The organism is Bacillus sp. JZ39 (genome assembly GCF_053903145.1).
Genome location: NZ_CP096389.1, coordinates 458,862 through 473,457, shown reverse-complemented (window position 1 = coordinate 473,457; position 14,596 = coordinate 458,862). Strand labels below are relative to the sequence as shown.

At 45.6% G+C, this 14,596-nt stretch carries 14 protein-coding genes; 2 read left to right on the top strand and 12 right to left on the bottom strand.

Annotated features, from left to right (window positions below; translation table 11 throughout):
• Positions 1-5: 5 nt before the first annotated feature.
• The 6 genes from M1D65_RS02385 to lrpC all read right to left on the bottom strand — a co-directional run bounded on the left by M1D65_RS02385 (position 6) and on the right by lrpC (position 7,786).
• On the bottom strand, positions 6-1,268 hold the full coding sequence (locus tag M1D65_RS02385; RefSeq protein WP_014475851.1) for a glycosyltransferase family 2 protein: 1,263 nt from the start codon (positions 1,266-1,268) through the stop codon (positions 6-8).
• Positions 1,261-2,970, bottom strand: coding sequence for a DUF2334 domain-containing protein (locus M1D65_RS02380; protein WP_456270865.1), 1,710 nt, complete (start codon positions 2,968-2,970; stop codon positions 1,261-1,263). Before M1D65_RS02380 ends, M1D65_RS02385 begins: the two co-directional genes overlap by 8 nt.
• A 10-nt stretch (positions 2,971-2,980) precedes the next feature.
• On the bottom strand, positions 2,981-3,832 hold the full coding sequence (gene epsK / locus M1D65_RS02375) for a cyclic-di-GMP receptor EpsK (protein ID WP_120027786.1): 852 nt from the start codon (positions 3,830-3,832) through the stop codon (positions 2,981-2,983).
• Positions 3,813-4,901: a hypothetical protein gene (locus tag M1D65_RS02370; RefSeq protein ID WP_064671960.1), complete on the bottom strand. Its 1,089-nt coding sequence runs from the start codon at positions 4,899-4,901 to the stop codon at positions 3,813-3,815. The genes epsK and M1D65_RS02370 overlap by 20 nt, the downstream gene beginning before the upstream one ends.
• 202 nt (positions 4,902-5,103) lie before the next feature.
• Positions 5,104-7,287 (bottom strand): DNA topoisomerase III, encoded by a 2,184-nt coding sequence (locus tag M1D65_RS02365; protein WP_038827751.1) that lies wholly within the window; start codon positions 7,285-7,287, stop codon positions 5,104-5,106.
• Between the two features lie 64 nt (positions 7,288-7,351).
• Entirely contained in the window at positions 7,352-7,786 is a 435-nt protein-coding gene (gene lrpC / locus M1D65_RS02360) for a transcriptional regulator LrpC (protein ID WP_003246585.1), read from the bottom strand.
• A gap of 184 nt (positions 7,787-7,970) precedes the next feature.
• Here lrpC and M1D65_RS02355 point away from each other — a divergent pair, with 184 nt between their 5' ends.
• Positions 7,971-8,261 carry a DUF3817 domain-containing protein gene (locus M1D65_RS02355; protein ID WP_014475846.1) on the top strand — a complete coding sequence of 97 codons (291 nt, stop codon included), beginning with the start codon at positions 7,971-7,973 and terminating at the stop codon, positions 8,259-8,261.
• Between the two features lie 46 nt (positions 8,262-8,307).
• Here the strand turns inward: M1D65_RS02355 and amj are convergent, their stop codons facing one another.
• The 5 genes from amj to M1D65_RS02330 all read right to left on the bottom strand — a co-directional run bounded on the left by amj (position 8,308) and on the right by M1D65_RS02330 (position 12,142).
• Positions 8,308-9,117, bottom strand: a complete 810-nt coding sequence (gene amj, locus M1D65_RS02350; RefSeq protein ID WP_015715258.1) for a lipid II flippase Amj — start codon at positions 9,115-9,117, stop codon at positions 8,308-8,310.
• A 507-nt stretch (positions 9,118-9,624) separates the two neighbouring features.
• Positions 9,625-10,047, bottom strand: a complete 423-nt coding sequence (locus M1D65_RS02345; protein ID WP_014475844.1) for a pyridoxamine 5'-phosphate oxidase family protein — start codon at positions 10,045-10,047, stop codon at positions 9,625-9,627.
• Positions 10,048-10,124: 77 nt separating this feature from the next.
• Positions 10,125-10,676 (bottom strand): GNAT family N-acetyltransferase, encoded by a 552-nt coding sequence (locus tag M1D65_RS02340; RefSeq protein WP_015715257.1) that lies wholly within the window; start codon positions 10,674-10,676, stop codon positions 10,125-10,127.
• An 86-nt stretch (positions 10,677-10,762) separates the two neighbouring features.
• Complete coding sequence (gene lyxE, locus M1D65_RS02335; RefSeq protein ID WP_003234400.1) at positions 10,763-11,266, bottom strand: D-lyxose ketol-isomerase; 504 nt, start codon at positions 11,264-11,266, stop codon at positions 10,763-10,765.
• Between the two features lie 15 nt (positions 11,267-11,281).
• Positions 11,282-12,142 (bottom strand): SDR family oxidoreductase, encoded by an 861-nt coding sequence (locus M1D65_RS02330; RefSeq protein ID WP_003234401.1) that lies wholly within the window; start codon positions 12,140-12,142, stop codon positions 11,282-11,284.
• 155 nt (positions 12,143-12,297) lie between these two features.
• Between M1D65_RS02330 and M1D65_RS02325 the strand changes: the two genes are divergently transcribed.
• Positions 12,298-12,894: a class I SAM-dependent methyltransferase gene (locus M1D65_RS02325; protein WP_021481730.1), complete on the top strand. Its 597-nt coding sequence runs from the start codon at positions 12,298-12,300 to the stop codon at positions 12,892-12,894.
• A 19-nt stretch (positions 12,895-12,913) separates the two neighbouring features.
• Here M1D65_RS02325 and M1D65_RS02320 read toward each other — a convergent pair whose 3' ends face one another.
• A complete protein-coding gene (locus M1D65_RS02320) occupies positions 12,914-14,425 on the bottom strand; it encodes a class I adenylate-forming enzyme family protein (protein WP_163117837.1) in 1,512 nt (503 codons plus the stop codon).
• Positions 14,426-14,596: the final 171 nt, after the last annotated feature.

Sequence of the window (14,596 nt, the reverse complement as noted above, 5' to 3'; positions counted from 1 at the left end):
AAAGGTCACCCGCTTTTATGTTGATTGTATCGTTCTGTCTTGTACCATTTGACCTCTTGCTTGAATAAACGGTGCTTGATTTCTACAAATAAAGAGTAGATAACAAGCACAATCCATGCCTGCGAGTATGTGAAGTACATGAGAAATACGATAAAAAAGTTTTGCTTGTTCATTTCTGTTTTTTCAATGCTCAACGTAATCATGACCTCTGTCATAAATAAGAAAAATGCCAAAATCCAGAGAATCATTGCCAAAAATCCAACCGATAAATGCAAATCATAAAACAAATTCACAACAAAAATCGTATTCGACATGATCACGCCAAAGAAAAACAGGAAGTACGTAAAGAAAAAATAAAACAAATCAAAGATAATCCGTTTTCGTTTCAGCTTAAAAAACTGCGCCAAAAATTTGAGCACGACATATTGATTGCCGCGCGCCCATCGGGTGCGCTGGCGCCACCATACCTTCCATGTTTCAGGTTCCTGCTCCCACGTGATGGCGGCAGGGAAAAAGCGGATGTGATAGCCGAGATTATATACCCGGATGGTCAGTTCAGTGTCCTCAGCGAGCGCTTTGTCATCCCAGCCTCCGAGCTTTTCGATAATGCTTCTGCGGATCGCGAAGTTGGTGCCTGGGATCGTGGCGATTTTGAACCACTTCCATCTGCCTCCCTGGGCCATCCACTGAAAACAGATCGTTTCGATATTAATAAACCTCGTCAGCAGCGTCTTCGCTGCATTGATGACGCGGAATTTCCCTACCACGGCGCCTGCCTTTTCGTCATTCATCAGGCCGAGCACGAGGTAATACACGGCCATTTTCTCAGGCGTGTTGTCGGCGTCATACACACAGATCACATCGCCGTTTGATTCGGCAAAACCTGAGTTAAGTGCAGAGGATTTTCCTTTTCCTGCATTTGGCGGCTTCGTAATCACCATTTTGATAAAATCGTATTTCTCGGAAAATTCATTGACGATATCACCCGTCCGGTCTGATGAATTATCGTTAACGACGATAATCTCCAGCCGGTCCTTCGGATAATAAAGGTTGACCATGGCCTTCAGCGTCTGCCGAATCACAACCTCTTCGTTATGCGCCGGGATAAGGACGCTGACCTTCGGCAGTTCCTTCATGTTTTCTCTCCACTTTGGGATATTCCGTTCGAAGGTCATATAGTGGCGAAACCCGCCCTGCATGAGGAACATGTGGTAGAGAAGCATAACCCATATTAAACTTAGCGAGATAAAGAACAGCGTATTACCCAAGGCTTCTTCTCTCCTTAAAAATTCGTTTTTTCAATGTGGCTCTCAAGTAAAACGTATAACTGACAAACATGATGACAAATAAGAGCACAACAGCGGAGAGAATCCATAACGCCTTTTCCAGAGGGGTTTGCCGGTGATGATCGAAAAACTCGTCAATGGGGCTTACACCGTTTTTCACCTGAATCGTTCCGTCACCGCTTGTATGAATTTCCACTTTGTCTGTTTTGACGGTTTGTTTCGTTTTCTTTAAATCAAGCCATTCACTGTCTGGAATGCGTTCCATCTGATCAACCAGCTCAGGCAGATATTTCATCCCAAGGTACGGGTGATAAAATCCTCCGGCTACTCCGCCTTCAAAATCAATCATCTGGGAGATGCGCTCCTCCATCTCACCGAGCGGGTTTTGCTTTGATGTGTCGACAAAGCCGATCGTTTCCGGATAAAGCGTCATTCCGTGCAACATCGAAGGAGCAGTCACAAACGGAGGTGCACCGGATGTTTTCCATGTTGTGCTGCTGAGCTGGACCTGGCCGAAAATGCTTGTAAAATACTGCGAGGCGATTTGATAGCCATATTCGGACATCGTGTAATGCGGCGCTTCAAACGCCAGCGGGTAAAGACCCGATGATGTCAAATCCTCAATGGCACGCGTCAGTTTTTGTTTTGTATACGTTTCTTCCTTTTCCCGAAATGGTTCAAGATAGCTGTGATAGGCTTGTTCGTTCGGGAAGTCCTGTTCTTTCTCCAAAATGGATGGGGGGTCTTCGGCATTTCCGGATGTAATCGGCTGATCCGCCTTTGCATCCCAAAATTCAAATCCCTCTCCTGTTTCACTGTAGCGATAAGCGTGAGTATAGCCGTGAACTATGATACTGCCGCCCATGCTTTGCAGCTTCTTCAGCACCTTGACCATCTTCGGTTGATCAGACAAATACACTTTGTCGCCTGTTTCCGGATTCAAGTAAACCGGAATGACCGCCAGGATAAAAGGAATATGCCGCTTATGCAGGTATGTACCGGCTTGAAGCAGCAGTTTTTCATCAGACATCGGGCTGATATCCTCGAGACGCAAATACAATAACGTCGTCCCCGCCTTCTCTCCGAAAGCTTCTCTGAGCTGTTTCGCCACGATCAAATTGTCATTTAACAAATTTGTTAATCCAATGTACACATTCCCTTTTTTTGTTTTCCATATAAAAGAATGCGTTGTGCCTTCATCCGCTTTGAAGGTGTAAAGCGCCGTTCCTTTCAGGCCTGATACACTCAGCACGTTAAGCCCGCTTTCCAGAGACACATCGGCCTTTTCTGACCTGCTGTGAACCTGAAACACATTTTCTTTGCGGGCTAATGAAAGCCCAGAAAATTGGCTGATTTGGCCTGCGTTATAGCCAATGGCGACAACCGGTTTTTTTACGCCGCTGATAAGAGACAGCAATTTTTTGCTGAGCTTTCTTTTCGTTTGGCCGTAATAAATCACATGGTCTTTCCCTTTGAAATCCGACGCTTCAACGTCTGAATCTTTTTTGACTGTCACATGGGATGTAAAGTGGCCCGCAAGCAAATCGAGCATTTTGACTTGTGACGACTCTTTGCCGTCCAAGGTTGAGTAGATGATGAGAATGCCGGCATCCTGATCTTTCGCTTGCGCAGAAACGGGAAAAGACGCAATAGCTGAAAATAGAAGCATCATGACGCATAGCAATGTGATTCCTTTATAGTTCATTCATCATCATCTCGTTTTCCAGTTCTTCTAAAAATTGATCAGCTGTTTGGATATCGTTGCGGTAGGGCAAATAGCAAACGTGGAACGTAAGCGACACATACTTTCCATTTTCCAGCTGATATGTATCCAATTGTTTCTTCAGCTTGGTCAGAACGGCCGGCATATGTTCAGCAGGCGTGTGCGTCAGCACGATCCCGATACGCTCGTCAGAGGGACGGAATTTCTTATCCGTTTCCCGAACGCTTGTCCTGATTTGCTGACCGACATATTGGAAGAGGCGGTCCGTTTCTTTTTCACCATACAAAGACTTAAACTCTTTGAAATAATGCATATGGAGCAGCAAAAACACAAAAGAATTGCCATAGCGCTCCGCCCGCTTGATTTCTTCTGAAAGTTCCAGCTTCATCCTTTGCTTGTTATCAAAACCGGTCACTCTGTCAACAGCAACAAAGCTTTTGATTTCGGATTGAAGCCGTGTCATTGAGCGCCGAAGCTCTGCCGTAATATCGTGGATTCGTCCAGAAATAAAAGAAAACAGCAAAAGCGCGATTCCCCACACGACAAGCATTCGCAGCCCTTCCTCAGCCGGAAAGAGCGATGTCTGTCCAGTCTGGAAAAACATCATTAAGGTGCCGAGAACAAAGAGTACGATTAAGGTCACTGCCAGCGCGTAAATCGGGCCGAACCAGATGCCTGCGGCGATGACGACAAATGTGATGCAAAGGATCAGAGCACCTTCCGCTTGCTGGGCTGACACATAATAAATAAACAGAGACAGGGCCGCGATGAGCCCTGAAAAATAAGCAAATAATTTTTGTGATTCACTGAATGATATTTTCATTAAAAAGCTTCCTTTCGGCTAACAGCGGCAGCAGATTGTCAAATGAATGCGTCTGAGTGCCGCTCATATAGCCTCCATAATACGATTTCACCGGATCATGAATTTCAAAGTCATTCATTCTGTCATATATGGCTTTGATGACAGAACTGTTTTCATGCTGTTTTGTCAAAAACAATACGGCTAATGCATATACGGATGGAGACTCATATTGGACGGCAGGCTCCTTCGTATCTGCCGAATACCGCCCGTACAGCTTTCCGTTTTTCTGAAATTCCTGCTTGATCCAGTCCGCTAAAACAGATGCTTTTTCATCCCCTTCCGGCAAATGCCAAGCAGTGTAAAGCTGATCAATCAGGTTGATTTCACTGTCGTATGTGTATTCCTTCGTCTCCGAGCTGTATGTTTTCGGCAGAAAGCCATTTTTTAAAGGAGCTGAATAGAGAACATTGGCATTCCGCTGTTCTGTGTCTTCGTCTATGATTCCATTCTTCTTTAAGACAGCTAAGGCGTCAGGCATGACGTATGAAAGCGTCACATCCTTTGAAGCGGCCTGTGAGTCGTAATAGTCTGTAAATAACCCATTGTTCATATTGTATGTCTTCAAAGACGTGCCGATATCCCTAGCCGTTTGCGCGTAGTCGCTGCGGCCCCATTTTGCGGCGGCTTGGTCAAGAGACAGCATAATTCTCATATCATCTATCAGCGCATTCGTCCCGCTCGCTTGGCCATTTTGAATCTTCCACGTCACCAAGTGATTGCTCATCAGAAATGAATCAGTCAGATGCTGATATTGATCCTGGAAATGCGGTGCGTCATTTTTGCTGAGCAGAAACTCCATCCACAGGCCGAGAGATTCCGACAAGTAAGAAGGCTGGTCTGAAAAATCGGTTTTGATCAGCCCTTGGTCATTCATTAAATTGTGATAGATGAAATATTCCGCCGGCTGGAGCGGGCTGACTTTCACTTCTGTCGCCGACTGATTTTGGGTCTTGTTTCCAGCTTCAGCACACCCTGCGGAAAGTCCGATAGATAAGAAGAATAAGATGACAGCAATTAGTACATGCCTCACAGGCAAATCCCCCTTTGTCGCCTGAAGCAAATCAGACGCTCACAAATAGTTATAGACGAAAATATGACTGCCACGTTACAAAGTACATTTACTATAAAAGAAAAAAATGCAGATTGCTAGCTTTTTTTTCCCTTTTTGGACATTAAAAAAACAGGACCTAAGTCCAATAGAAAAACCTGTGCGATATGCACAGGTTTTTTTATTATTTATCCAAACCAAGTTTTTTCAGCTGTTCTGCCAGCGCGTTGTTAATCGGCTCATCTTTATTTTGTTTTTTCATATAAGAGGATACGTCCCGTTTGGTAGCACGCGCTTTGTCTTTGTTTTTTCGTTTTTCAAATACAGAGAGCTTTTCACGGTGACCGCACACACACGCAAAGGTTTGGCCCTCGCCTTGGCCGCGAAGCTCCATTCTTTTATGGCAGTTCGGGCAGCGTGCGTTTGTTTTTCGGGCAATCGTTTTTCTGCTTCCGCATTCACGATCTTGGCACACGAGCATCGTCCCGCGTTTGCCGTTTACTTTCAGCATCATTTTGCCGCATTCCGGACATGCCGTTCCCGTGATATTGTCATGTCGGAAGGTTTGGCTGCTGTTTTTGATTTCTTTTACCGTTTGGTGAGCGTAAGCCTTCATATCTTTAATAAAAACAGCCGATTTCAATTTGCCGGCCGCGATCGCAGACAGCTTTTGCTCCCATTCTGCTGTTAAGGCCGGTGATTTCAGATCCTCCGGAACAAGCTGCAGGAGCTGTTTTCCTTTAGATGTGATAAAAATATCTTGGCCTTTTTTCTCGATTAAAAAGCTGTTGAACAGTTTTTCAATAATGTCGGCACGCGTTGCCACCGTGCCGAGGCCGCCTGTTTCTCCAAGCGTTTTGACGAGGTCTTTTTCTTCTCCCTGCATAAATGCGCTTGGGTTTTCCATCGCTGACAGCAAGGTCCCTTCGTTAAAGCGGGCAGGCGGCTTCGTTTGGCCGCTTGTTTCCGTTAACGTGCGGACGGCAAGTGTGTCGCCTTTTTGAAGCGCAGGAAGGGTCTGGTCTCTATCATCCTCCTGCTCATCATCCTCATCCGCCATATCATAAACGGCTTTCCACCCTTGCGACTGCACGGTTTTGCCTTTCGCCGTAAAGGTTTCTCCGCCGATTTCTGCGATGACCTTTGTTTCCTCATATTCGAATGCAGGCATTAATACAGCCAGGAAACGTTTCGCAATCAGGTCATACAGCTTTCGTTCTTTATCACTCAGGCTGCTGAGAACGAGCGGCTCTTCGGTCGGGATAATCGCGTGGTGGTCTGACACCTTCGCGTCATTGACATATCCTTTATGAGATTTAATGCCGCGTTTTTTAATTTGGCTGACATACTGGGCATACGGTTTTACTTCCATGCCTTCCAGACGGTCTTTTAACGTCGGGACGATGTCACTGGATAAAAATCTAGAGTCCGTCCGCGGATATGTGACGAGCTTATGCTGCTCATATAGCTTTTGCAGGACAGAAAGCGTTTCTTTAGCAGAAAAACCGAAGCGCTTGTGGGCGTCACGCTGCAGCTCCGTTAAATCATAAAGCGCAGGCGCAAAGCTTTTTTTCGCTGTTTTTTTCAGCTCAGCTACGACCGCTTGCTTTCCTTGGAGATTTTTTAGCAGACGGCTTGTTACATCTTGATTGAACGTTCTCGTCTGCTTTGATTTCTTATCCTGCCACGTCAGCGTCATTCCGTCGACTGCAGCACGTATGCCGTAATACGGAACGGGCGTAAACGCTTGAATGTCTGCCTCGCGCTTTGCAATCATGGCAAGCGTCGGAGTCTGCACACGCCCGCATGAGAGCTGGGCATTGAATTTTGTGGTAAGTGCACGGGTGGCGTTGATCCCCACAATCCAATCCGCTTCCGCTCTGGCGACGGCAGAATGGTACAGGTTTTCATATTCTTTGCCGCTGCGCAGCTTTTGAAAACCTTCCTTGATCGCTTTATCCGTCACAGATGAAATCCACAGCCGCTTGATTGGTTTTCGGACATTCGCTTTCTCAATGATCCAGCGCGCAACAAGCTCACCTTCCCGGCCTGCGTCAGTCGCGATGACAATCTGATTGACGTCTTTACGGGTAAGCTGGGATTTGACTGCATTGAACTGCTTTCCGGTTTTTTTTATTACCACAAGCTTTAAGGGTTCTGGGATAATCGGCAGATCCTCTAGGCGCCATGATTGAAATTCTTTTCCGTAGCCTTCTGGATCAGCAAGCGTCACCAAATGGCCTAAAGCCCAGGTCACAATATATTGATCGCCTTCGAGATAACCGTTTCCTTTTTTATGGCACTTCAGCACCCGGGCTAAATCACGGCCGACTGAAGGTTTTTCAGCTAATACAACTGTTTTTGACATGCTTGATCACTTCTCTTTCTTTCGCGCTCATCCTGTTATTATAACAGACTTCACGCGGCACTCTCTAACCGCGCCCGTTTTTCGTGTCAATTTCTGAGAAAATGACGTGAGTGACGGTTTGCGCATAGGGCGATGTTTTGTTAATGAAGTCTTCTACCGCTTCGAGGCTTTCGGCATTGATTTTCAGCATATAGCAGGCTGCACCCGCAATCCGGTAGCAAAATTCAATATTCGGCAATGTTTGAATATAGCTTTTGAACCGCTCGTAATCCGCGTTTTTAACGGTTGCTTCTACAATGCAGGAAACGGGAAGCCCCAGTTTTTTCTGGTCGACCTCCAGCGTGTATTGCTTGATGATGCCAAACGATTCAAGCTGCCTTACCCGTTCTGTCACAGATGGAGGCGACAGCTTAATTTTTCTGCCTAATTCCCTCATCGACAAACGGCTGTCCTTCTTCAGCTCCTCAATGATATTCAGATCAATCTGGTCAAGTTTCATTTCAACATCCTTCTTTTTTGATTTTGTACACATTATCTCGGGTATTTTTGTAAATGACAAGTACAGTTCCCTAGAAAAGGCATGTAAAAATGAATGTTTTCCGAACATTTTTTGAAAGCTGTCATATGCCCCTCCGGATTGTTTATAGTATAAAATGAAAACGTGTCCACAAGGAGGGCGATTTATGCTGCACACGCCGATTGGAAGACTTCGCACGATGGGTTTTATTGAAGGAATGTCACTCTTAATCCTGTTGTTCATCGCTATGCCGCTTAAATATTGGGCAGGCCTTCCGCTTGCGGTGACAATTGTCGGTTCGGTTCACGGCGGGTTGTTCATTTTGTATTTGCTTGTCTTGGCTTATGCAACCTTCTCTGTCAAATGGCCGCTGAAATGGTCAGCTGCCGGCTTCATCGCCGCTTTCGTCCCATTCGGAAATTTTTTGTACGACCGCGGATTAAGGAAATATAAATAAGGGAACGCAAAAAAAAGGCTGGATTTTTATGATCCAGCCTTTTTTATTAAAACCACTTTGTCAGCCACGCGATATAGTAGGCCCCCGGAATAAACATGAGCTGGGCGAGGAGTGTGCCCGCCACCCTTGATGTGACCATTGTGACAGAGGTCCATTTTAAATAGAGATAGCTTCGTTTTCCTTTTGCCACATCATCAGCAAGAACGGATACTTTAGGATCAACAAAAATGGCCAGCAGCATCGTCGCAATTCCGTTGATCAAACCCGAAGCCATGACGGCTGTCGTACTGCGCTCCGGCGCCAGAAGGCCTGCGTATAAAGCCGAAAGCACGCCAATCGTATAAATCGATGTAATCAGCATGTTGATGACAAACAAACGCTTCGGAATCAAGCGCATATGAAATCCTTTTACATATGAAATAGACGGCAGACGCAAATAGGAAAGGGCATTTTTGAATCCTTGTTTCGAGAATCCCTTTCGGAAAACTTGAAAAACGGAGCCGCCGCCGCCCGCCAAGTGAATAATCGCCCGTGAAAAAAGAGCAACAAAAGACGGGAGCAGGATAATGCCCAAAATGGTGCCGACTGTCGATCCGAAAATTAAAAAGCGGAACTGCTCCCCTACAATCGCCAGTGCGTTTTTTCCAGCATCATCAATTAAATGCCCGGTAAAGGGCTGCTGCACCATGTTCGACATTCTGGACACGATGACCATGACATTAAACAGGGAAAGCGCGGACGCAATAAATCCAACGCGGGCCCCGGAAAGCCTTGTAGCATAGGCTAAGGTTTCTATCGAGTGAATCAGCAATAAAAAACAAAAAATAAAAAGTACTTGTGTTGTAATGACATGCACGTTATTCTTCCTCCAATTTCATCCTAGAGATAAGACTGGAAAGAAGACAAGGAGGTTTCAGTACGATGTGTTTTTTGCAATAAAAAAACCGTCCGGCGTACGCCGGGCGGTTTGTCTTATTCTTTTCTATACGCAAATAAAGATTATATCATCCGCCAAGTCAGGCGGGTTAGATTCATAAAGCATTGTTCCGAAGAATCATTCTGGAAAGTAAACACCATGGAAATTTCTTGAACACAAGACAACGAAAGCCCTACCTCTCAATCGTCACTGCGGCTCCGAAGCCGCGCCGGTGTGAATTGTAAAACAAAAAAGTCTTTTTTCCATCTCATCGTTAGGGGCGATTTGTTATGAAGGAAAAGAATAAGGGCAGCTGGTTATGCTGCTTGGGAAGCGGTAAGCTTCTCTCTCAAAACAGAAAAAAGAAGTTTACTTTCTTTTTTATTTGCTTATTTTTCTTACTAGCTATTCATAATAACATATCGCCCCTGAAAACACAATTATTATTTACAGGTCTAGTGAGACCGGTGTTTTCTCCCCGGCATTCATTAATCTGATATCCTCCGGTTCAATTTCAAGAATCACCAGATTCGGATCATCCTTGCCGTCAAACCAGCGCTCTAATTTGGAACTCCATATTTTGTCCTTGAGTTCTGCCGAATTGTTAATTTTGGCTTTTCCGGCAACTTCGACATATGCGTCGCCAAACCCTTCACAATCATAGCCTAATAAAATGTGGACATTGGGGTTGTTCTCAATTTCTTCCGCTTTATGAGTTTCCTTGCTTGTCGGTGTGTAAATCGTCAGCCCGTCATGGAAAAAAGTCATGTAGCGGGAATGCGGTTTGCCCTTTTGAACTGTTGCGAGCGAACCTACTTTATGGTGATCTAGAACATCAAGCACTTTTTGTTTAATGTCTTGCTGATTCATCTCTAATCACTCCTTTTTAACGTCTCCGCTGTTACTTTTCCACATCCGGGGAAGATTTAAACAAGAAAGTGTGCTCTTTATTTTTCACCTTCCCATTCACGCTTTAACAGACTGTAGTAGACGAGGTCGTGATGCATGCCGTTTACGTATAAGCCGTCCCGTGCCCTGCCTTCCTCTAGAAACCCGAGCCGCTCCGGAACCGCTCTGCTTTTTTCGTTTCCGACAGCCGCACAGATCGCCACACGATTCAGCTCAAGCTCTTCAAAAGCATACGTAATGAGTTTTCGGCAGGCAGCTGTAATAATGCCTTTCCCTTCAAATTCTTTGGCAATCCAATATCCGATTTCCGCCTTGCGATTCACTTGATCAAGGTTATGCAGGCTGATCATGCCGCATAGGCTGCCGTCATAAAGGAGCCCCGCCTCAATTCCGTTCAGGTCGGCATACTGGCGCCGCCAATCTGGAATGATGGTTTCTCGGTACGTTTCAGCGCTGCTTGGATTTTCCGCAAAAAACAGCCACTTGCCAAGCCGCTGCTGATTTTGGATAATGAGTTCGGCCAGCCGCTCCGCATCCTTCGGCTCCAATAATCGGATGGTGATTTGCTCATTTACCTTGCAAGTGAACATTGCCTCGCCCTCTTTCCTTTTTTACCCATTATAGCGATGATTCTATTTTTTTCAATACAAAAAAGGATGGGCTGTTAAGCCCATCCTTATATTCGTGGATCGGTAAAGATATCATGTTTATCCGTGCTCGTCGATGACATCTCCGTCACGACGGCACCTTCTTCCCCGGCCTGGAACCAATGCTTTGTATTTGGTGGAATCGTGTATTGCCCGCCCGGTTCTAGCTCAATTTCGTGCCAAACCGTATAGTGTTCTCTGTCTTCCTGAGGAGGGAGAACTTTTGGAAGTGGCGTTTTTTCTCCTTCTACGTAAAGATACACTTTTCCGTAGCGGCAGCGGAAGGTCTCCTGCTTACCTTCCTGGCCGTCGACCGGCGGATGGCGGTGTTCCGGGCAAGTCTGTCCCGGAAACAGCACCAATTCCTTTGAACAATAACGGTCTGTATTGACGTAGACGAAGAGCTGGAGCCCGACTTTTCTTTCTTTTCCTAAGCCGTAATCCATCAGCTGGATTTGGTCTACTTCCTCGTCCGTTAATACAATCCCTGCTTTTTGATAGTAGCTGTTCACTTCTTCTTTCGTGATGCCCATATGTCTCACTCCCTCTTATGTCGTCACAAAGTTTCCGCCGTTGACATGCAGGGTCTGTCCTGTCATGTAAGAGGACTCATCTGATGCCAGGAGCACATAACAGCCGACGTGCTCAACAGGCTGTCCAGGACGGCCCATCGGCGTATCTTGCCCAAATTGAGCAACTGTTTCTTCAGGGAACGTAGCTGGGATTAGTGGCGTCCAGATTGGACCCGGCGCGACTGCATTTACACGGATGCCATCTTTAACAAGCGCCTGCGCCATTGTTCTTGTAAAGGCGTTGATCGCCCCTTTTGTCGCTGTATAATCAATCAGTGTCGGGTTCCCTACGTACGGGTTGATGGATGTCGTATTGATGATGGCGCTGCCCGGTTTCAGGTAATCAATTGCTTTTTTAGTCAAATAAAATTGAGAATAAAAGTTTGTTTTGAATGTGCGGTGAAGCTGTTCGCTCGTAATATCTTTGATGCTTTCCTTCGGATGCTGTTCACCTGCATTGTTGACAAGGATGTCAAGGCCGCCTAGTTCCTTGACCGTTTTTTCAACCGCTTCATTGCAGAATTCCTCTTCACCTACATCACCAGCAATCAGCAGGCATTTTACGCCTTCTTGTTCAACACGTTTCTTCGTCTTCTCAGCGTCTTCATGCTCATCCTTATACACAATGGCGATGTCAGCGCCTTCCTTTGCGTAAGCGACGGAAACCGCGCGTCCGATCCCGCTGTCGCCGCCTGTAATAAGAGCTACTTTTCCTTTTAATTTGTCTGCTCCTTTATAATCCTCGTACTCATACACCGGACTTGGATTCATTTCGCTTTCAATTCCCGGCTGGCGACTTTGAGTTTGTGCCGGCAGTTCTTTTGGATAATTTGCCATGATGATTCTCCTCCTTTGTTTTCATGTCTATTTGTTGTGTACCTCACACACTCTTTGGATAAACATGGCTTGGCACCTTCGCATTGCTTTATCAGAAAAATGTTTCACATGGAACGCTGGGAGGAAATTAACTCAAAAAGGGGGTTGGTTGCTGAATGATTAACATGCTTTCTAGAAGATTCAGCAGGCCAAAGGGCGTCATCGGCATGATTGCCGGGTACATCATGGCTGCTGAAAATCAAACACTGAATCAGTGGACAATCAATCAGCTGGGTATCACGCGCGGGGACAGCATTTTAGAAGTCGGGTTTGGCCCGGGATACTGCATGCAGCAGATGCTGAAACGGGAGAAGGATGTTCATCTTCATGGGATTGATGTGTCAGAGGCCATGCTGAAGCTGGCCGCCCGCAGAGTGAAACCAAAGGGCGTACGCCTGATACAAGGAAGCATCGAGACATTTCCTCTCCCCGCCTCGTTTTATGATAAAGTGATTTCCGTTAACAACTACACCATTTGGAATGACCAAACAAAAGGCATGAAACAGATTTATCGGGCATTAAAGCCAGGCGGCAAAGCAGCCATTACGATGCAGCCGCGGGAAGCGGATGCCAGTCCTGAGAAAACCAAATCATTTGGAAGAGAGATGATTGCTGACTTTAAAGCAGCCGGCTTCGAAGACATTGATATAGAATTTAAGAACATTAAGCCTGAGCTTTCCGTCTGTGCAACTGCAAAGAAGCCCGCCACATAAAGTGGACGGGCTTCTTCTTTTATGAATGTACAGCCTGATTGCGCAGGACGTCTTTTTTCACCTTGCCAAGGTTGTTTTTCGGCAGTTCGTTAACAAATTCAACTTCAGGTATTTTGTAAGCGGACAGGCGTTCTTTACAAAATGCGATGACATCCTCTTCCGTGATGCGCTGGCCGCCATTTTTCACGATAAAAGCTTTCGGTTTTTCACCGTAAAGCGGGTCTGGAATACCGACCACAGCCGTTTCAAGGATTCCCGGGATCTGCTGGATAACTTCTTCAACCTGATCAGGATAGACGTTATCGCCTCCGTAAATAATGACATCCTTGTAGCGTCCCGTGATGAAAATAAAGCCATCTTCATCTACATATCCTGAATCTCCGGTTCTAAACCATCCATTTTGCAGCACTTTCGCTGTTGCTTCAGGATTGTCTTCATAGCCTTTAAATAAGAATGGAGTATGAACAACGATTTCGCCGATTTGTCCTTGAGGAAGTTCTTCTCCAGTCAGAGGATCTTCCACTTTGACTTTAACACCTGCCACAGGTTTTCCTGCAGATGCCGCTTTATCCATTCCCATATCAGGCGTCCATGTGCTGATGCCCCAAGCCTCAGTACTTCCATAGCCATGCGCAAGCGGAATGCCAATATCAAGATAGCGGCGGATTAGGCTGCTCGGCACTTTTGTTCCGCCTGTCATTAAAATAACAAGCGAAGATAAGTCAGTTTGGTGCGTTTCCCACGCCTCAAGCAAATACGTGTAGAACACAGGAAGAGCCATCACGGTCTGAATTTTCTCTTCTTCAATGACCTTCAGCATGTGAACAGGATCTTGATCCTTTGTAAACACAAAGGTTGTTTCTGCAAACGTTCCAAGCATGATGCAAATGAGCGCACTCGTATGATAAATCGGATGGCACGCGAGAAAACGAAGGCCCTTCATGCGTGCTATTGAGCTGTTGGATTTTTTAACGTATCTGTATATGCCGCCATGTGTAATCATGCATCTTTTCGGGTTACCCGTTGTTCCAGATGTAAACATCAGAAGTGCTGTATCATCAGGGGAAACCATTTCCGTCTCTGGCAAATGATCAGGACCTGCAAACAGCGCTTCAAATTCAGCAGATGTTTCGTAAGCTGTTCCTGTTTCCATTGTTACACACAGTGAGGACAATTCAGGAAGAACTTCATCCAGTGTCTCTTTAAACTCCGCTCCGTAAAACATTGCTTTCGGTTCACTTGCTTTTAAAATGCCTGTCATTTCATATGGTTTCAGCTGCCAGCTGACAGGTACGACAACAGCACCTATTTCAAGTGCGGCGAACATAACTGTTGAGGCGGGATGGCCGTTTTTGCAAAGCAATGCAACACGGTCGCCCTTTTGAATTCCTTTTTGAAGCATGGCATTCGCCAGCTGATTAATCCGTTTACGGTAACCTTTATATGTCAGTGTATGGTCTCCGCTTTTTACAGCCTCTATTTCTTCGCTATTCGGCATGTCATGCAGAATCAGATGCTGTAATGTTTCCATATCGTCATCTCCTATATTCTCTTGAATCTTCAATAATTTGTTAGATTTTCTTCCTTACCTCACCCATTTTAACCCAAAAAAGATAACTTGTAAAACTATTTCATTTTGGAATTATTCCAATACTGAATGATAAAATAGTCCCACATTTTCTTATTTTGTTCCCCATCCACA

Excerpts from the sequence above, each read along its gene's own strand:
- epsK (WP_120027786.1), bottom strand. The coding sequence starts at position 3,832 with ATGAAAATATCATTCAGTGAATCACAAAAATTATTTGCTTATTTTTCA.
- M1D65_RS02365 (WP_038827751.1), bottom strand. The coding sequence starts at position 7,287 with ATGTCAAAAACAGTTGTATTAGCTGAAAAACCTTCAGTCGGCCGTGAT.
- lrpC (WP_003246585.1), bottom strand. The coding sequence starts at position 7,786 with ATGAAACTTGACCAGATTGATCTGAATATCATTGAGGAGCTGAAGAAG.
- M1D65_RS02355 (WP_014475846.1), top strand. The coding sequence starts at position 7,971 with ATGCTGCACACGCCGATTGGAAGACTTCGCACGATGGGTTTTATTGAA.
- M1D65_RS02345 (WP_014475844.1), bottom strand. The coding sequence starts at position 10,047 with ATGAATCAGCAAGACATTAAACAAAAAGTGCTTGATGTTCTAGATCAC.
- M1D65_RS02340 (WP_015715257.1), bottom strand. The coding sequence starts at position 10,676 with ATGTTCACTTGCAAGGTAAATGAGCAAATCACCATCCGATTATTGGAG.
- lyxE (WP_003234400.1), bottom strand. The coding sequence starts at position 11,266 with ATGGGCATCACGAAAGAAGAAGTGAACAGCTACTATCAAAAAGCAGGG.
- M1D65_RS02330 (WP_003234401.1), bottom strand. The coding sequence starts at position 12,142 with ATGGCAAATTATCCAAAAGAACTGCCGGCACAAACTCAAAGTCGCCAG.
- M1D65_RS02325 (WP_021481730.1), top strand. The coding sequence starts at position 12,298 with ATGATTAACATGCTTTCTAGAAGATTCAGCAGGCCAAAGGGCGTCATC.
- M1D65_RS02320 (WP_163117837.1), bottom strand. The coding sequence starts at position 14,425 with ATGGAAACATTACAGCATCTGATTCTGCATGACATGCCGAATAGCGAA.